Raw genomic sequence first — 18,279 nt, forward strand, 5'->3', positions numbered from 1 at the left:
CGATGAAAACTTTTACAGCTAAACCAGAAACCGTCCAACGTGACTGGTTTGTAGTTGACGCAACGGGCAAAACTTTGGGTCGCCTGGCGACTGAACTGGCGCGCCGTCTGCGTGGTAAGCATAAAGCGGAATACACTCCGCACGTTGATACGGGTGATTACATCATCGTTCTGAACGCAGAAAAAGTTGCTGTAACCGGCAACAAGCGTACTGACAAGATCTACTATCACCACACTGGCCACATCGGTGGTATCAAACAGGCGACCTTTGAAGAGATGATTGCTCGCCGTCCTGAGCGTGTGATTGAGATCGCGGTTAAAGGCATGCTGCCGAAGGGCCCGCTGGGTCGTGCTATGTACCGTAAACTGAAAGTTTACGCAGGCAACGAGCACACCCATGCGGCACAGCAACCGCAAGTTCTTGACATTTAATCGGGATTAAAGGCAATGGCTGAAACTCAAAACTACGGCACTGGTCGCCGCAAAAGCTCTACCGCTCGCGTATTCATTAAGCCGGGTAGCGGTAACATCGTAATTAACCAACGTTCTCTGGAACAGTACTTCGGTCGCGAAACTGCCCGCATGGTAGTTCGTCAGCCGCTTGAGCTGCTGGACCTGGTTGGTAAATTCGATCTCTATGTCACTGTTAAAGGTGGCGGTATTTCTGGTCAGGCTGGTGCGATCCGTCACGGTATCACCCGCGCTCTGATGGAATACGACGAATCACTGCGTGGCGAGCTGCGTAAAGCTGGCTTCGTAACGCGTGATGCGCGTCAGGTTGAACGTAAGAAAGTCGGCCTGCGTAAAGCACGTCGTCGTCCTCAGTTCTCCAAGCGTTAATTGTTTGCAGCTCCGGCTGCGGCAATTGGCTCAAAAAACCCGCTTCGGCGGGTTTTTTATTTTCTGGCTACCCATCAACTCCTCGCAAAAACCGTAACGTCGCGCTCAATTTACCTGCAAAGATTCATTCCACGCCCACAAACAGCCTAAAATCTGGTAAACTCTGTGTCACTTTGCGCCCGCAGGCCGGTGCGTTATGCGCCTCCCCAGTGTTGGGGCGTCAGTATCTACGGCGCGGCTAACCAGGTTGCGTGCGAGTTCGATAAGCAAGTGAGTCGCCGTGTGGTTGGCTATTCGCAGTATCTTTTTGTGAACAAACTTGGAGGTTTTCATGGCTGTCGCTGCCAACAAACGTTCGGTAATGACGCTGTTTTCTGGTCCTACTGACATTTTCAGCCATCAGGTACGTATCGTCCTGGCGGAGAAGGGTGTCAGCGTAGAGATCGAGCAGGTCGAAATGGATAACCTGCCGCAGGATCTGATTGACCTCAATCCGTATCGCACGGTACCGACGCTGGTAGATCGTGAGCTGACGCTGTATGAATCACGCATCATCATGGAATATTTAGATGAGCGCTTCCCGCATCCGCCACTGATGCCAGTGTATCCGGTTGCCCGTGGTGATAGCCGCCTGATGATGCACCGCATCGAGCAGGACTGGTATAGCCTGATGAGGAAAGTAGAGAACAGCAGCGGTCAGGAAGCGGAAGCGGCACGTAAGCAACTGCGTGAAGAGCTGTTAGCTATCGCGCCGCTGTTTGGCCGTACGCCTTATTTCATGAGCGAAGAGTTCAGTCTGGTTGATTGCTATCTGGCTCCGCTGTTATGGCGTCTGCCTTCAATGGGCATTGATTTGATCGGCTCAGGTTCAAAAGAGCTGAAAGGTTATATGAACCGCGTATTTGAACGTGACTCTTTCCTCGCTTCATTGACTGAAGCTGAACGTGAAATGCGCCTGCAAGCCCGGGCTTAACGTATGGAAATGTCGCAACTTACTGCACGTCGTCCCTATCTGCTGCGCGCCTTTTATGACTGGTTGCTCGACAACCAGCTGACGCCGCATCTGGTGGTCGACATAAATCTGCCGGGTGTGCAGGTGCCGCTGGAGTATGCGCGCGATGGTCAGATTGTCCTGAACATTGCGCCACGTGCCGTCGGTAACCTCGATCTGGCGAATGATCAGGTGTCGTTCAACGCCCGCTTTGGTGGCGTTCCTCGCCAGGTTAACGTGCCGATGGCGGCGATTCTGGCAATCTATGCGCGTGAAAACGGTGCCGGGACGATGTTTGAACCGGAACCGGCTTACGAGCTGGGCACGCAGGAGACGTCAGAGGGGCAGGAAGAGACTATGATGTCCGTGATTGATGGTGATCGTCCTGACGATGCCAGCGATGACGAGACACCGCCTGATGACGATCCACCGCCACGTGGTGGACGGCCTTCACTGCGCGTAGTGAAATAGCAGTGACATAACAGTGAATACCCGTCCATCCGACGGGTATTTTTTTGTCTGTCAGCCATAAAAAAAATCCGGCTGCCTGCGCAAGCCGGATTTTTCAGCAGACCATCGCGATCAATAGACGTCGCGCAGGTAGCGCTTCTCTTTCTTCAGCTGATCCACATAGTCAGCAGCGCGCTCGGTGGAAAGGCCACCAAACTGGCGAACCACTTCATACAGCGCATTATCTACGTCCTTTGCCATACGCGATGCATCACCACAGACGTAGAAGTAAGCCCCTTCCTGCAACCAGGCGTACAACTCTGCGCCCTGTTCAAGCATCCGGCTCTGTACGTAGATCTTCTTCTCCTGATCGCGTGAGAAGGCCAGATCCAGACGCGTTAGCAAGCCATTGTCCCGCCAGGCAAGTAATTCATCCTGATAGATAAAGTCATGTTCCTGATGCTGATCGCCGAAGAACAGCCAGTTTTTCCCCTGCGCGCCGGTTGCCTGGCGCTCCTGCAGGAAGGCACGGAATGGGGCGATGCCGGTACCCGGTCCCACCATGATCAGCGGTGCGCTGTTGTTGGCAGGCACGCGGAACGATTTATTGGGTGAAATAAAGATGGCGGGCTTCTCACCACGACGCACACGCTCGGCCAGATAGGTCGAGCAGACGCCACCGCGATTACGGCCGCCACTGTGATAACGCACCGAAGCTACGGTCAGATGCACCTGATCAGGATGGGCTTTAGAACTGGATGAAATTGAGTAAGCGCGATGCTGCAGCGGACGCAGCAGCGCGACAAACTCGGGTACCGCCAGCGTGCGCGTCAGCTCAAGCTGAAGCAGGTCAAGGGTATCTTTGCCCCACAGCCACACGCCCAGCGCATCTTTATCATCATGCTGTAACACATGACGCAGCTCCTGGTTGGTGGTGTTCTGCCCGACCCATTCGATTAACTTGCGTGATGGCTCTGAAATCTCAAACTGATAGGTCAGCAGGTCGCCTAGGCTGCGATCAAAACCGGGCACCGGCGTCTGGTAGTCCGCGTTAAGCTGAGTCAGCAGCAGGCTGACCAGCGACGGCTCGTTGACCGGAATTACGCCCAGCGCATCGCCCGCTTCATACTTCAGGCCACTGTCAGACAGGTCGAACTCGAAATGACGAATATCTTTAGCTGACTGCTCGCCTGACAGGCGCTTATTGGTGATCAGTGCAGCGGCGTAGGGATTTGATTTATTGCTGCCTGGAATGACTGGTGCTTCAGGCGCGCTCTCCAGCACGGTGCCGCTGCTGCCCGCGCTGGCGGCAAACTGTGGCATTGAGCTGTTCAGCCACTCGCTGGAAGGCTCCTCAAAATCGATATCACAATCGATACGATCAACCACGCGTTTCGCGCCCAACTGCTCAAGGCGCATATCAATGAACTTGCCCGCCTGACAGAAGCCATCGTAGCCGGTATCGCCAATCGCCAGCACGGCGAAATGCATCTGCTCCAGACGCGGTGCGGTACTGGCAGAGATCGCATCCCAGAACAGCTGCGCGTTGTCCGGCATTTCACCTTCGCCATAGGTCGAGGTGACAATCAGCACATGGCGCATGGTAGCAAACACGTCGACATCGACATCGCCCAGCGCCTGAACTACCGGTACCAGACCTTTAGCGCGGGCAGACTTCGCTGCGGTCTGCGCCAGTGCTTCAGCATTGCCGGTCTGTGAGCCATAAAGAATGTGCAGTTGCGTCGTCGCGGCTGCGCCTGTGCCCGCGGCGGGTTGCTGCTTGTCTTCTAATACCAGCAAACGGGAGTGCAGACCCGCAAGAAAGCCAGCCAGCCAGTACTTCTGATCGCCATTAAAAGGTGCATCTTCTGGAATATAAGGAATTTTCATGGGTACTTTTACTCAATCCCGTTCTCGCCCGTCATCAGTGGCATTGTCCGGTGTGAAAGCGGTTCCGCTTTCCCGCGCCGCAGCCTGTGCGACGGGGGAGAGCGGTGCTGCATCTGTCCGGTACAACGATTAATCCGGGCAATGATCAATTAATAATATTCAGTTCAGCCTGATCAGTATCACTGTCAGGAGAGTTTACCCACCGCAGCGGCGATTTCCGGCAATGCCGCACGTGCAAACAGCTCTTCAAAGTCAGGCAGATGGCCCAGCACTTCCCGGTTACAGGCATCCTGGTACATGATCCAGCCGTAGGTTGCCAGACTGTCCATAGAGCGGATGTTACGTTGCGTCAGCGCCGCTTTGTAATCTGACATGCGTTTGGTACCAATCAGACTCGCCAGTTCATCATCGCTATAGCTCTCGATGGCGGAACGGGCATGACGCTGCAGCTTGCTTATCAGCGAAAAGTCTTCCGTCATCAACAGATTACGGACCGCTTTTTCAACTGCCGCATCTTCAACCGGGGTGCCTTTCGGTAATTTCCCCAGCGCCAGCTGCTGGGCAAAACTCAGCACGGTGTAGTTGTTCAGCAGGACAAACATCTCCAGCGTATCGGTCGCGCCATAAGCCGGTACGGCACCGTTGGCGATGGTTTTACCCTGACGCCATGCGGCTTTAAACTTCGCCACCTGATGCCCTGCCAGCGCCGTCGACAGCTCTTCGAGCAGATCTTTGCGGCTCTTGGCTTTCAGAATCTCGCCGCCATCCTGATAGAGCAGCAGCGAACGCGGCATCACGTAAACAAAGTGGTGACACTCCGTTTCCCAGTTCTCCAGCAGCCAGGCGGCACGCGGTGATTTCGTCGCCTCCAGATGCCAGTTCAACATGGTAAGAACTGCCTGCTTGTGCACCTGGGCCATCTCATCCTGATCGGCAATCGAGCCGAACTGCACCGAATCACCCGCAGCATGGCTGGCCAGCGATCCATAGGGGTCGTACTGGTAGGCAAAGCCGCCGCTCATGCCGTTACCAAATCCTTTACCGAAGGTGCCCAGGTTAAGGATGGCGCCGTTGGTCATATATTCGCAGCAGAAGTCACCGACGCCTTCAACCACGGCGGTGGCACCGGAGTTACGCACCGCGAAACGGTCACCGGCCTGGCCCTGTACGAACAGGCGTCCGCCGGTCGCGCCAAACAGCGCAAAGTTACCAATCAGCACGTTGCCATCGGCATCCTGTGCGCCGCCACCAGGCGACATCACGATCAGTTCGCCGCCACACTGTCCTTTGCCGACACCGTCGTTACAGGTGCCGTAATGGGTCAGCTGCATGCCATCGTTGCAGAAGGCGCCAAATGACTGACCGGCAGAACCGGTGGTGGAGATTTTTACGCTCTCAGGGGCCAGATAGCGACGACCACGATCGTCGGTCATTACGGCAGGCATCGCCTGCAGCTGCTCAGAACTCAGCTGATGGTTCAGCATCCGCTCAATATCGATGGCCAGCTGGCCGCCGACACTTTTGTTTCGGTTATTCAGCACGATGTTGTTGCCCAGAGTGACGTCAGGAGTTCCCTGATCCACCAGCGACAGCTTCAGTTGCTCAATCCAGACATCATCCAGCTCAAAATCTTTTTCCAGATAAACCGGCTTGTCGATTTTCAGCTCAGGCACCACGGTAAGCATGGCGCGTAAGTCGAGCTTGCCCACTTCCAGCGGGTGATCCATCAGGTGCAACAGGTCAGAGCGACCGCGTGCCTCACGCAGGGAACGCAGGCCCATACGCGCCAGGATTTCACGCACTTCATGCGCCACGTTGAGGAAGTACTGCGCCAGCTGACGCGGATCGCCATCAAACGCTTCGGCATTCGTGGTTAAGCCAGCCGGGCACTTAACGTTACAGTTCTTCGCCATCACGCATTTCAGCATCATCAGCGCCGTCGTACCAAACTCAAAGCTGTCGCCGCCCAGCAGCGCAGATTTCACCACGTCGCTGCCGGTCTGCTGTGCGCCAGAACAGCGCAGCAGCACTTTCTCACGCAGGCCATTGGCGCACAGCGCCTGGTGGACTTCAGCGATGCCGATTTCGGCCACGCGTCCGGTATATTTCAGGCTGGTCACCGACGCAGCGCCGGTACCGCCGGTGTTACCCGCAACGTTAATCACGTCTGCACCGGCTTTAGCCACGCCCACCGCGATGGTGCCGATCCCTTCAGACGAGACCAGCTTGACGATAACGCGCACCCGCGCGGCTTTGCAGTCGTGGATCAACTGCGCCAGATCTTCGATGGAATAGGTGTCGTGGTGCGGCGGCGGTGAGACCAGCTCGACGCCAGGCGTACCGCCACGCGCGGCAGCAATCTCGACGGTAACTTTGGCCGCCGGTAACTGACCGCCTTCGCCAGGTTTCGCACCCTGACCAATTTTGATCTCCAGCTCTTCCAGCATCGGATCCGCCAGATAGGCAGCCCAGACGCCAAAACGCCCCGAAGCCAGCTGTTTGATCCGTGAGGCACGAATGGTGCCGTGACGGGAGTAATGCTCACCGCCTTCACCGCAGTTACTCATGCCGCCGACCATATTGGTACCGTGCGCGACTGCTTCATGAGCAGGAGCCACCAGCGCACCGTGGCTCATCGCCCCGGAGGCAAAGGTACGGGTAATTTCACAGGCTGGCTGCACTTCGCTCAGCGGCAGTGAGGGCAGGGTAGTGAAGATACGTGACAGATAACCGGCCGCTTTACCGTAAGCGGTCACTTTCAGACCGCCCGTCACCACTTCGCTGCTTTCAATATCGTCGCCGAAGCGGGATTTCAGGGCGCGAGACAGATTCTGCAGGCGTTCGCTCTCAGGCTTCAGTCCTTCAATCGCATCGGTCAGACGCAGCATAAAGTGATTCAGGCTGCCATCCACCGCTTCACACTCCATGCCACGAATGGCAAAGCCGTTGTTGGTCAGCGAGTAGCGTCCCAGCTTGCGGCGGAACTCCGCTTCGCTGTCGATGTGGGTCAGGTCAGCCGGGAATGTCAGGATGTCGCGCAGGGCCGCCGGGCGACGTTTACGCTCTTCATACATCAGGCTTGAGAACTGACGGTAATCAGCAGTAATCGCGAAATTATTGATCACCTCATCCGGGATGCGCTCAAAGCTGCTGTCTTTAAAGGTCTCTGGCTTGATGCCAAACGCATTATCCAGTTTAGCCAGCGTCATCAGACGGATGAAGTTGTCCTCTTCGCGCGCTTTGTCGGCAAAGCGAATCGGCTCTTCGGTCATATCGATAAAGGTCCGCACGGCGATGGTGCCGTAGGAGTGACCTGCGCCTTCTGCACGCTCTTTGAACAGACCCAGCAGCGGAACTTCAGATTCGCCCTGAATCTTCAGTGCGCTCTGGTGCCAGTCAACGGCCATCTGCGCGATCGTCGCGAAGCCTGCACCGCCCACCGGCGTTTTGATATTCGGGAAATACTTTTTCAGCACCGGGTCATCGGTGTTGAGGAAGTTAGGCTCAAAGAACTCGCCGCTGCTGTAGCTCTCAACGGTACAGAGGCCCACTTTGCCCATAGTTTTCATCAGTGCTTTTTCAGCCGCTTTGGCATAGCGCTTAAAGGCTTTATTACCTTCTTCACCTTCACCAAATTTCTCCTCTGCGCGCATCTGTACGCCCAGCGGATAGATAGCCGATGCCCCAAAGCCAAGTGTGGCGGCAATGTGGTGCGAGGAGATGCTCTGGCCGCTTTCAACCACCAGAGAAACATCCAGACGCAGGCCTTCCTTTATCAGGCGCTGGTTAATGGCGGAAACCACCAGCAGCATCGGGATCGCGGCGTGCTTTGAAGAGATATGGCGATCGGTAAGTACGGCGATACCACCCTGGGTACGGGCAAAATCAACCACCTGTTGCGCCAGGTCATCAATCGCTTTTTCCAGGGCATTCGCATTCGCGGTAGTGCTCAGCAGATCTTTGCCGATCACCGGCTCATAGAGCATCTCAAAGCGGGCATAAGGTGCGATGGTCTGCTCGCGTAAACGCAGCATATCAAGGTGGCTGAGAATCGGGGTCGGCACCACAATCTGACGGCCTTTGCTGCGGCCCAGATGGGGTTTCGCCCCCAGCGCGACACGCAACGTCATGCCATCCACTTCGCGGATTGAGTCCAGCGGCGGGTTGGTGACCTGCGCAAAGCGCTGAGAGAAGTAGTGCGCCATGCCGCCTTCATGATCGGATAAGCCGTTGATGGCGTTGCCGTAACCCATCGCAGAGATCTTCTCTGCGCCGGTATTCAGCATTGGGTCCATCATGAACTTAAAGCTTTCCTGGTTGTAGTAGTACGCCACAAAGCGCTGATACGTTTTCAGATCGCCACGATAACGCAGCGGTGAACCCTGTTGTTCTGCCGGGATCTCGGGCAGATCGTCAAGACCGACGCGCGCTTCACGCAGCAACGCCGAATAATCTTTCTCTGCGGCCAGTTTTTCCAGCGCCTGCAGCGTGGTATAGCTGCGTTTTTCACGGTGATCGAAATAGAGCATACCGCCCGCTTCGATACGGCCACGACGCAACACGCTTTCAGGTGGGAAGGCGATCTGGCCCGCTTCCGACATCGCACCGATATACTCAGCGGTTTCTACCGAACGCAGGGGACGCAGGCCCAGACGATCAAGACGCGCGCCAATCACTTCGCCATTACCAAAGATTAAGGCCGCAGGGCCGTCGTTCTTCTCTTCATACAGCGAGAAGTACTCCAGCATGTCACGCACTTCTGGCGACAGCGCGCTGTCGTTTTCCCAGGCGGGCGGCATCATCGACACCACGGCGGTGATCAGATCGAGGTTATCTTCCATCAGACGGCTGTGGATGCTCTGATCCAGACGCGAACTGTCGGACTGGCCTTTAGGCCGCACGATTGTCTTGCCACGGGCCAGTGCCAGCGCGGATTCAGCGATGCGGTTTTTACGGTCAGTGTTCAGCTCGCCGTTGTGCGCCATCAGGCGGAACGGCTGCGCCATCGTGGTATGGGGATCGGTGTTAGTGGAGAAGCGGGTATGGAAAAACAGCCCGCGCACCTGATGATCGGGATCGGTCAGATCTTTGAAGTAAGGGATCACTTCATTGGAATTCAGACGGGCTTTGAACACCTGCGTGCGTGACGACAGCGACAGCGGATAGAGACCGCCAAATTCGCTTTCGGTAAAGGCACGGCCTTCAATGGTTAACAGAGCACGGTAGATGCGTTGTTCGAAGTCGTTCTGATCAACCACATCCTGTGGCGCAGTGAAAATCCACTGCAGAATCGGTAACTGGAACTGCGCGGCTGCCGGACGTGTCACGCTGCTGTCGAGCGGCATGTCACGCTTCATGAGCACCGGCAGACCAAAGCTGCTGAGGGTTTCATCCACCAGACGTTCGGCATTTGCGCGCAGCTCAGCATCTTTCGGTACAAAGAAGTTACCGACGCCAAAACGTCCTGCTTCCAGCGGCTGGCCGGTAATTTTGCGGAAGAATTGCAGCGAAAGATCAACGTTGACCCCCGCGCCATCGCCAACGCCTTCCGCTGACATACCGCCGCGGTGAGGCACCGTACACAGGGCGCTGTGCGCCATCTGCAGAATCTCGTGGGTCTGCTCGCCGTCCTTACGCGTAATGAAACCTACACCACAGCTGTCACTGCCTGCTGTCGGATCATACAAGCCATAGGATTGAGGTTTTTTAGTGGACATTGAGGGTCTCCTTAAACTGCTTTGACATTACCTGCACTGTTTCAGGGTCTGAGCGCAACGGGGGCGCTATCATTTTCATCGCCATGCTCTGTCGAGCGCGCGTCATAGCCCTGAGCATTTCTCTCCAGACATCGGTAAAACGTCCTTAATTGAGCTGCTCTTTGATTTCCGGTCTCTTAAAGGAGATGACTTAAACCACGCGGGAGTCTTCTTGTTGCATAGATATGCCGAGACAATGGCCCGTCTGGAAAGCTTTCAGCGGATTTCCAACTTATCGGGAAAGCGTAATCAGGTCAAATAGGGCGGTCAGACGGGATTATCAGGCGTTTTATCTGCTTAAGGCTATGAATTTAATGATTTTTATGGTTTAAAATGTATCACTCTGGTGCCAGGAGACAGGCCGATAAATGTGAACTGACTCACTGTAGTGCAGGCGTCAGATCTCTGCACCATGCTGGTGGCAGGGTCTTTGGCAGCATTAAATGCTGTTCAGCACCCATGACGCATAGCATGTATCTGTTTTTCTTATGTCCGGCTATTTGAATGAAACTACGGTTGGTTATAAGAAAAATTAATCAGCACGCGTATGCTTAAAACAGCATTAAAGATGAATGGGTATGCATATAAAAGGGTGTGCCTGCGCAACAGGACGCTGCCAGGATATTGAAAAAAGGCCGTACAGAGAAATCGGTGATTCGCTGGCGGCCTTACAGATTATTCATTTGGCACATTGAGTCAAGGGTTTTAACCGCTTTGTCCTTAACGTCGCCGATCGGCGAGGCTGCTGCACCATAAAAGCGCATTTGATCCCGTATCTCCACGCGACGTGCTGCGACGGCAGCGGGTTAACTGCGCTATTATGTGGCTGTTTCTCTTCCAGGGAGTCGTTATGAAACAAATTCGTCTGTTGGCGCAGTACTACGTTGATTTAATGGTGAAGCTTGGACTGGTGAGGTTCTCGCTGCTGCTGGCGTCTGCGCTGGTGGTGCTGGCAATGATTGTCCAGATGGCGGTTACGATGGTACTGCGGGGCCATGTCGAGAGCATTGACGTGGTGCGTTCTGTCTTCTTCGGGCTCCTGATCACGCCCTGGGCAGTCTATTTTCTCTCGGTGGTGGTCGATCAGCTGGAGGAGTCACGGCAACGACTGGCACGGCTGGTGGATAAGCTGGAAGAGATGCGTACCCGCGATCTGGAACTCAATCAGCAGATGAAAGAGACCATTACGCAGCTGAATCAGGAGATCAGCGATCGTAAAAAGGCGGAGCTGGCACGCGAACAGGTGATGGATAAGCTGCGTGAAGAGGTGACGCGTCGTGAGCAGGCACAGATAGAGCTTGAGCAGCAATCCTCCTTCCTGCGCTCCTTCCTGGATGCCTCGCCTGACCTGGTTTTCTATCGCAACATCGATAAACAGTTCTCCGGCTGCAACCGCGCCATGGAGCTGCTGACCGGCAAAAGCGAAAAGCAGCTGATTGGCCTGACGCCGCGCGATATCTATGATGATGAAGCGGCCACTAAGGTGCTGGAAACGGACGAAAAGGTGTTCCGCCACAACGTCTCGCTGACCTACGAACAGTGGCTGCAATATCCCGACGGACGCAAAGCCTGCTTCGAGATCCGTAAAGTGCCTTACTACGACCGCGTGGGTAAGCGCAGCGGATTGATGGGCTTTGGCCGCGATATCACCGAACGTAAGCGCTATCAGGACGCGTTAGAGAATGCCAGCCGGGAGAAGACCACCTTTATCTCTACGATCAGCCACGAGCTTCGTACGCCGCTTAATGGCATTGTCGGGCTGAGCCGCATCCTCCTGGACACCGACCTCAATCAGGAACAGCTGAAATACCTGAAAACCATCCACGTCTCCGCTATCACGCTGGGCAACATCTTCAATGATGTGATTGAGGTGGACAAAATCGAGCGCCGTAAAGTGCAGCTGGATAATCAGCCGCTCGACTTCACCGGTTTCCTGGCCGATTTAGAAAACCTCTCTGGCCTGCTGGCACAGCCGAAAGGGCTGAAGTTTGTGCTCGCGCCCCAACTGCCTCTGCCGCATATGATCTCGACGGATGGAACGCGTCTGCGCCAGATTCTGTGGAACCTGATTGGTAACGCTGTGAAGTTCACCCAGCAGGGCGAGATCGTGGTGCGGGTAACCTATGAGCAGGACGAGACGCTGCGCTTTGAGGTGCAGGACTCCGGCATGGGTATCCGTCAGGAGGAGCAGGACAAGATCTTCGCTATGTACTATCAGGTCAAAGATCAGCATGGCGGTAAACCGGCTACCGGTACCGGCATCGGGCTGGCAGTATCACGCCGCCTGGCGCAGGCGATGGGCGGTGATATCCGCGTGCACAGTGCGCCGGGACAGGGGTCATGCTTCACCGTAGAGATCAAAGCGCCACGCATTGCTGAAGAGGTGGAGGATGAAGGTGTGGACGACAGCCTGCCCCTGCCTGCGCTGCATGTGCTGCTGGTTGAAGATATTGAGCTTAATGTGATTGTGGCGCGCTCGGTACTGGAGAAGCTGGGCTGCAGTGTGGAGGTCGCCATGACCGGCAGCGAGGCGCTGGCGATGTTCGATCCGCTGGAGTTTGACCTGGTGCTGCTGGATATTCAGCTGCCTGATATGACCGGGCTGGATGTCTCTCGTGCGATTCGCGAGCAGTATCAGGGAGCGCATCTGCCACCGCTGGTTGCCCTCACCGCCAATGTCCTCAAAGACAAAAAAGAGTATTTCGACGCGGGCATGGATGACGTGCTCAGCAAACCTCTGGCGGTACCGGCACTGACTGCGATGATTAAAAAATACTGGGATTATCAGGCAGAACCGGAAGAGGAGATCGCTGATATTAGCGATGACAAAACCCGGATGCTGCTGGATGTCGCGATGCTCGAACAGTATATCGAGCTGGTTGGCCCCAGTCTGATTACCCAAAGCCTGACGATGTTTGAAAAGATGATGCCGGACTATCTTGCGGTGCTGGAATCGAATCTGATGGCGCGCGATCAGAAAGGCATTGCTGAAGAGGGTCACAAAATCAAAGGGGCGGCGGGTTCGGTCGGGCTGCAGCGTTTGCAGATGCTGGCGAAACAGATTCAGAGTCCGGAGCTACCGGCGTGGTGGGACAATGTAGGCGAATGGATTGATGAGCTGAAGCATGAGTGGCGACACGATGTGCAGGTATTACGCGACTGGGTGTCAGAACAGGATAAGTGATACCCCATAAAAAAATGACCCCAGCCGAAGCCGGGGTGCGCGAATACTGCGCCAACACCAGGGAAATCATTGCGGCTGCTATGATTTGAATAATTAATGCAGCCGCAGGGTATTGGTTAACACTGTCATCACCTTAGCAAATTCATCTTCTCATGCGATAAGATTCATTAAAATTTGTGATATTGAGCAGCGTTTAAATACAGAAAACATTAATTTGGCAACACAGTCAAGTAAGGAATTAATTTCCGTGCTGCGTTGCTGTTATTTTAATCAAATTTGAGCTTTTTCGTGTAGTTTTAACGCTGCCGTGCAGGGAAGTGGAGATTGAGCAGCACGAAAGTGAGTCCGCGTTGACGTTTGCCTTTTGAGTGAGGCTAACGCGCTGATATTGCAAGCGCACGGTCTGAAATGACATGAATTATCCAAAACGATTTGGAATGATAAAAAAGAATCTAAAACTTTGTCCTTTTATCGTTCTGATATCAATGTTGTCACTGAAAGGGAGCAGTGCTGTTTCAGCAACCATTGACGCCATTAAGTGCTGCTTATTTAGACGTCATAACGGTAATTCTGGTTAAGCTTTGGACGTGACAGAATTAAGAAAAAAATAACAGTTAAGCATAGTGAATGTTTGATGGAGGGGCTTATTACCTATTATTAAGTGTTTATCTGGAAAGACGCAAAGCACTGGCAATGAATGGAACCGATTCCTTTTTTTCGGAAGTGCTTGAACTATTTCGAACTGTTGCAGCATTTTGATGCAAAATGATTGAATAAAGTCTGTAAACAGTCTGCTGGTTTTCAGCGATTTTTGTAAAAAGGCCGCTTTTTTAGCAGTGATTACATGAGTGATTGATTAACGTCTGAAACAAGTATGGGAAGATTGCATGAACAAGCATAAAGGAAGCGTCGGACAGCGTATCAGACGTATTGTTGGTCGTATCGTGCTGGTGTGGCTGGGAATATGGCTGGCGGGAATTTTACTCTTTTCGTTCTTACCCGTACCGTTCTCAGCGGTAATGGCTGAACGCCAGATCGGGGCCTGGTTACGCGGTGATTTCAGTTATGTCGCTCATTCAGACTGGGTCAGCCATGACGAGATTTCGCCCTGGATGGGACTCGCAGTTATCGCCTCAGAAGATCAAAAGTTTCCCACCCATTGGGGCTTTGATGTTGCGGCGATTGAGTCTGTGCTGGATAACAGCGATAGCCGGATGCGTGGGGCATCCACGCTGTCTCAACAGACGGCGAAAAATCTGTTCCTCTGGGATGGTCGCAGCTGGGTCCGTAAAGGTCTGGAAGCGGGTCTGACGGTAGGAATTGAAACGGTCTGGACAAAGCGGCGTATTTTAACCGTCTATCTCAATATTGCGGAGTTCGGGCCAGGCATCTTTGGCGTTGAGGCGGCTTCTCAGCGCTACTTCCATAAGCCTGCCAGCCGGCTGACCGCAGCAGATGCTGCCTTACTGGCAGCGGTGCTGCCTAATCCGATACGTTATCGTGCTGCTGCACCCTCAGGCTACGTCAGAGAGCGGCAGCAGTGGATACTGCGTCAGATGCGCCAGCTTGGCGGGGAAGGCTTCCTGCAGCGTAATCAGCTCGACTAAGCGTTAATCTTCATCGAAACCCGCTTCAAATAACTCAATGACCGCTGCCAGCGCCGGGATCTCCTCCGGGCCGCTGGCCTCAATCTCAATGTGGCCGCCTTTTGCCGAGTCGAGCATCAGCAGCGCAATCACGCTGCTGGCTTCGGCTTCAGTGCCCGCTTCATTGCGCAGTAATACTTCGGCATCAAAGCTCTGCACCAGTTCAAATAACTTCATCGCCGGACGAGCGTGCATGCCCAGCTTATTTTTAATTTCTACAGTTTGTCTGACGGTCATGATTTGCGCTTTTCCAGCGTACGATGGCGTGACTGCACATTCTTACCCCGTGAACGGAAGTAATCCGCCAGCTGTTCTGCAATATAGACTGAGCGATGTTTACCACCGGTGCAGCCAATCGCCACGGTAAGATAGCTACGGTTGTTGGTCTCCAGCATCGGCAACCAGAGTTCAAGGTAGCTGCGCGTCTGGTAGATAAAATTATGCACTTCAGTATGGCGATCAAGGAAAGCCGCCACAGGGCGATCGAGGCCGGTCATCGGGCGCAGTTTGGGATCCCAGTGGGGGTTGGGCAGAAAACGCACGTCAAATACATAGTCAGCGTCAATCGGGATGCCATGCTTGAAGCCAAACGACTCAAACACCATGGTCAGCTCACGTTCACGCTTGCCCAGCAGGCGGGTACGCAGCATCTCTGCCAGCTCATGCACCGACATCTCTGAGGTGTCGATGATCAGATCGGCACGCGAACGCAGCGGCTCCAGCAAATCGCTTTCTTCATCAATCGCACTCTCCAGCGACAGATTTTTACTGGAGAGGGGATGCAGACGGCGCGTATCGCTGTAGCGACGAATCAGGGTGTTGCGATCGGCGTCGAGAAACAGCAGCTGAGGTGAAAATGTGTCGGGCAGATTATTCAGGGCGGTTTCGAAAATTTCCGGGGATTCAGGCATATTACGCACGTCGATGCTGACCGCCGCCGAAATATTGCGCTCAGCCAGCGAGTGAGCTAACTCAGGCAGCAGAACGACCGGCAGGTTATCAACGCAGTAGAACCCCATATCTTCCAGCGCACGGAGCGCCACTGACTTCCCCGAGCCTGAACGACCGCTAACGATCATCAGCACCATGACCTTCTCTCCCGTTTTAAAACCGGCACCCGGCCGGTAAAGACGCGTTACTGCTCCGACTGGACTTCCGTAATAATGGCATAGAGCTCTTCATCACTCTGCGCTGCGCGCAAACGACGGCAAACCGTTTTATCTGCCAGACGCTTTGCCACCAGTGACAGGGTGTGCAGATGTGTTTTGCACTGGTCAGCCGGAACCAGTAAGGCAAACAACAGATCGACCGGCTGGTTATCAACGGCATCAAACGCAATCGGCTGTTCGAGGCTGATAAACACCCCAACCGCACGCAGCGTATCCTCTTCCAGCTTGCCGTGCGGGATGGCTATCCCGTTACCAATACCGGTACTGCCCATGCGTTCGCGGGTCAGAATCGCTTCGAAAAGCGTCTGGTGCGGCAGGTTGAGCTGCTTAGCGGCCAGTTCGCTGATGATTTCCAGCGCACGTTTTTTGCTCTGGCAGTGGACGCCGCTGCGGGTGCAGTCTGGCGAAAGCACTGTGCTCAATTCCAGTGTAAGATCGTTGTTCATTATCGTTTCACTTGCGTGTTCACCAGGCCATTCAACGCCAGCGCGTATTGACGCGTGTGACAAACGGCGCCTGCTTAGATGACAAAACGGGGCGGATTATCCGCCCCATCCTGTCGGCTCTGCGCGCCAGGCGCGCGTCGCTAGCGTGAAGGTTAGTGTTTTTTCAGTTTATCTTTGTGTTTGGTCAGCTGACGGGCGAGCTTATCGATCAGTCCGTCAATGGCCGCATACATATCTTCCGCTTCTGATGTGGCGTGCAGCTCGCCACCATTCACGTGTAGTGTTGCGTCAGCCACCTGCGTGACTTTCTCAACCTTCAGGACAATATAGACCTGATTGATATGTTCAAAATAGTGTTCCAGTTTGGCAAATTTACCGTTGACGAATTCACGCAGAGGTGGAGTGATTTCAACGTGTTGCCCGGTCAGGTTCAGCTGCATAGGTCTTCCTTCTCATTTCTTTCAAACCAGTTGTTTACGCTGGTTCGATGGCGGGATGGATAAAGACTCACGATATTTGGCGACGGTACGCCGTGCCACCATGATCCCCTGATCAGATAACATGGAGGTCAGTTTACTGTCGCTCAAGGGTTTGGCTGGATTTTCCGCCGAAATTAATTTTTTCACCAGGGCTCGAATCGCGGTAGAGGAGGCTTCACCGCCACCTTCCGTATTAACGTGACTGGAGAAAAAGTACTTCAGTTCAAAAATGCCACGCGGGCTGTGCAGATACTTTTGCGTGGTAACGCGGGAGATGGTCGATTCGTGCATCTCAACGGCCTGGGCAATATCCGCCAGCACCATCGGGCGCATAAATTCTTCACCCTGCTCGAAAAAGGCCTGCTGCTGTTCAACAATACAGCGTGTCACTTTCAGCAGCGTATCATTGCGGCTTTCCAGACTCTTAATCAGCCAGCGGGCTTCCTGCAGATTACTGCGAATGAACTGGCTGTCGCTGTCGTTCCGCGTCGCGCCGCTCATTGCCGCATAGTGCTGATTGATCTTCAGACGAGGCACGCTATCGGCATTGAGTTCAACCGTCCAGCGGCTGCCGACCTTGCGCACCAGCACATCGGGAATGACATATTCTGGTTCGCCGGTGTTGATTGACTGACCCGGACGCGGATCCAGCGACTGGATCAGCAGCATCGCCTCTTTCAGCACCTCTTCTTTGAGGCGCGTGACCCGCATCAGGCTGCGGAAATCGTGGTTTGCCAGCAGATCGAGATGTTCGCTGACGATCAGGCGCGCCTCTGCCAGCATCGGCGTTTCGGGCGCATATTGTGAAAGCTGCACCAGCAGGCAGTCACGCAGATCGCGCGCGCCGACACCAATCGGGTCAAAGCGCTGAATGCGTTTCAACACCGCTTCAACTTCATCCGCTTCGAGCTCATCATCACCTATGCTGTCAAGGATCTCCTCAAGCGAAACGGTGAGATATCCGGTGTCATCAATAGCATCGACAATAGAGGTGGCAATGGCGCGATCGGTATCACTGAAAGGCGTCAGGCCGACCTGCCACATCAGATAATCCTGCAGCGACTGCGTCGTTTCGCCCTGATAAACCGGTAACTCATCATCCTGGTAATCGGTGCCGGTGCCGGAAGGCGTGCCCGCGGTATAGATCTCATCCCAGGTTGCATCCAGCGGCAGTTCATCAGGCATCTCTTTCTGCTCAAGCGCTTCACGTGTATCCAGCGCCTCGGCCTCTGAAGACTCCCGTGAATCGATCTCTTCATGCAGGTCAGTCTGCTCCAGCAGCGGATTACTTTCCAGCGCAAGCTGAAGCTCCTGCTGGAGTTCAAGCGTAGAGAGTTGCAACAGGCGAATCGCCTGTTGCAACTGCGGAGTCATTGCCAGCTGTTGGCTGAACCTGAGTTGTAAACCTTGCTTCATAGACAGGATGATC

Annotated in this window: 13 protein-coding genes; 6 read left to right on the forward strand and 7 right to left on the reverse strand. The window is 54.4% G+C overall.

The window, feature by feature from the left end; genetic code table 11:
* The first annotated feature begins 2 nt into the window (after positions 1 to 2).
* The 4 genes from rplM (at position 3) to sspB (ending at position 2,301) form a co-directional block, all read left to right on the forward strand.
* On the forward strand, positions 3 to 431 hold the full coding sequence (gene rplM / locus AC0T7J_RS14335; protein WP_008925400.1) for a 50S ribosomal protein L13: 429 nt from the start codon (positions 3 to 5) through the stop codon (positions 429 to 431).
* Positions 432 to 446: 15 nt separating this feature from the next.
* Positions 447 to 839: a 30S ribosomal protein S9 gene (gene rpsI, locus AC0T7J_RS14340; RefSeq protein WP_008925401.1), complete on the forward strand. Its 393-nt coding sequence runs from the start codon at positions 447 to 449 to the stop codon at positions 837 to 839.
* A 331-nt stretch (positions 840 to 1,170) separates the two neighbouring features.
* Positions 1,171 to 1,812: a stringent starvation protein SspA gene (gene sspA / locus AC0T7J_RS14345; protein WP_009092481.1), complete on the forward strand. Its 642-nt coding sequence runs from the start codon at positions 1,171 to 1,173 to the stop codon at positions 1,810 to 1,812.
* Between the two features lie 3 nt (positions 1,813 to 1,815).
* Positions 1,816 to 2,301, forward strand: coding sequence for a ClpXP protease specificity-enhancing factor (gene sspB / locus AC0T7J_RS14350; protein ID WP_293774222.1), 486 nt, complete (start codon positions 1,816 to 1,818; stop codon positions 2,299 to 2,301).
* A gap of 111 nt (positions 2,302 to 2,412) precedes the next feature.
* Here the strand turns inward: sspB and AC0T7J_RS14355 are convergent, their stop codons facing one another.
* The gene (locus AC0T7J_RS14355; RefSeq protein WP_473795064.1) at positions 2,413 to 4,170 is read right to left on the reverse strand and encodes a sulfite reductase subunit alpha; all 1,758 of its coding nucleotides are present in this window, start codon (positions 4,168 to 4,170) and stop codon (positions 2,413 to 2,415) included.
* Positions 4,171 to 4,355: 185 nt separating this feature from the next.
* Positions 4,356 to 9,887 (reverse strand): glutamate synthase-related protein, encoded by a 5,532-nt coding sequence (locus tag AC0T7J_RS14360; RefSeq protein ID WP_473795066.1) that lies wholly within the window; start codon positions 9,885 to 9,887, stop codon positions 4,356 to 4,358.
* 889 nt (positions 9,888 to 10,776) lie between these two features.
* Between AC0T7J_RS14360 and arcB the strand changes: the two genes are divergently transcribed.
* Entirely contained in the window at positions 10,777 to 13,110 is a 2,334-nt protein-coding gene (arcB, locus tag AC0T7J_RS14365; protein WP_473795068.1) for an aerobic respiration two-component sensor histidine kinase ArcB, read from the forward strand.
* A gap of 887 nt (positions 13,111 to 13,997) precedes the next feature.
* Positions 13,998 to 14,717 (forward strand): monofunctional biosynthetic peptidoglycan transglycosylase, encoded by a 720-nt coding sequence (gene mtgA, locus AC0T7J_RS14370; RefSeq protein WP_157353486.1) that lies wholly within the window; start codon positions 13,998 to 14,000, stop codon positions 14,715 to 14,717.
* A 3-nt stretch (positions 14,718 to 14,720) separates the two neighbouring features.
* On the opposite strand, the gene npr is transcribed toward mtgA, so the two are convergent.
* From npr to rpoN, 5 genes are all read right to left on the reverse strand, one after another.
* On the reverse strand, positions 14,721 to 14,993 hold the full coding sequence (npr, locus tag AC0T7J_RS14375) for a PTS phosphocarrier protein NPr (protein WP_010251923.1): 273 nt from the start codon (positions 14,991 to 14,993) through the stop codon (positions 14,721 to 14,723).
* On the reverse strand, positions 14,990 to 15,844 hold the full coding sequence (gene rapZ / locus AC0T7J_RS14380; RefSeq protein ID WP_473795071.1) for an RNase adapter RapZ: 855 nt from the start codon (positions 15,842 to 15,844) through the stop codon (positions 14,990 to 14,992). The genes npr and rapZ overlap by 4 nt, the downstream gene beginning before the upstream one ends.
* 47 nt (positions 15,845 to 15,891) lie before the next feature.
* The gene (ptsN, locus tag AC0T7J_RS14385) at positions 15,892 to 16,371 is read right to left on the reverse strand and encodes a PTS IIA-like nitrogen regulatory protein PtsN (protein WP_010251916.1); all 480 of its coding nucleotides are present in this window, start codon (positions 16,369 to 16,371) and stop codon (positions 15,892 to 15,894) included.
* Positions 16,372 to 16,523: 152 nt separating this feature from the next.
* Positions 16,524 to 16,811 (reverse strand): ribosome hibernation promoting factor, encoded by a 288-nt coding sequence (hpf, locus tag AC0T7J_RS14390; RefSeq protein ID WP_003851111.1) that lies wholly within the window; start codon positions 16,809 to 16,811, stop codon positions 16,524 to 16,526.
* Between the two features lie 21 nt (positions 16,812 to 16,832).
* Positions 16,833 to 18,266 (reverse strand): RNA polymerase factor sigma-54, encoded by a 1,434-nt coding sequence (rpoN, locus tag AC0T7J_RS14395; protein ID WP_031592007.1) that lies wholly within the window; start codon positions 18,264 to 18,266, stop codon positions 16,833 to 16,835.
* Positions 18,267 to 18,279: the final 13 nt, after the last annotated feature.

The sequence above is a fragment of the Pantoea sp. E956-1 genome (assembly GCF_982223955.1).

Coding starts and splice junctions, on each gene's coding strand:
- rplM (WP_008925400.1), top strand. CDS start 3: ATGAAAACTTTTACAGCTAAACCAGAAACCGTCCAACGTGACTGGTTT.
- rpsI (WP_008925401.1), top strand. CDS start 447: ATGGCTGAAACTCAAAACTACGGCACTGGTCGCCGCAAAAGCTCTACC.
- sspA (WP_009092481.1), top strand. CDS start 1,171: ATGGCTGTCGCTGCCAACAAACGTTCGGTAATGACGCTGTTTTCTGGT.
- sspB (WP_293774222.1), top strand. CDS start 1,816: ATGGAAATGTCGCAACTTACTGCACGTCGTCCCTATCTGCTGCGCGCC.
- AC0T7J_RS14355 (WP_473795064.1), bottom strand. CDS start 4,170: ATGAAAATTCCTTATATTCCAGAAGATGCACCTTTTAATGGCGATCAG.
- AC0T7J_RS14360 (WP_473795066.1), bottom strand. CDS start 9,887: ATGTCCACTAAAAAACCTCAATCCTATGGCTTGTATGATCCGACAGCA.
- arcB (WP_473795068.1), top strand. CDS start 10,777: ATGAAACAAATTCGTCTGTTGGCGCAGTACTACGTTGATTTAATGGTG.
- mtgA (WP_157353486.1), top strand. CDS start 13,998: ATGAACAAGCATAAAGGAAGCGTCGGACAGCGTATCAGACGTATTGTT.
- npr (WP_010251923.1), bottom strand. CDS start 14,993: ATGACCGTCAGACAAACTGTAGAAATTAAAAATAAGCTGGGCATGCAC.
- rapZ (WP_473795071.1), bottom strand. CDS start 15,844: ATGGTGCTGATGATCGTTAGCGGTCGTTCAGGCTCGGGGAAGTCAGTG.
- ptsN (WP_010251916.1), bottom strand. CDS start 16,371: ATGAACAACGATCTTACACTGGAATTGAGCACAGTGCTTTCGCCAGAC.
- hpf (WP_003851111.1), bottom strand. CDS start 16,811: ATGCAGCTGAACCTGACCGGGCAACACGTTGAAATCACTCCACCTCTG.
- rpoN (WP_031592007.1), bottom strand. CDS start 18,266: ATGAAGCAAGGTTTACAACTCAGGTTCAGCCAACAGCTGGCAATGACT.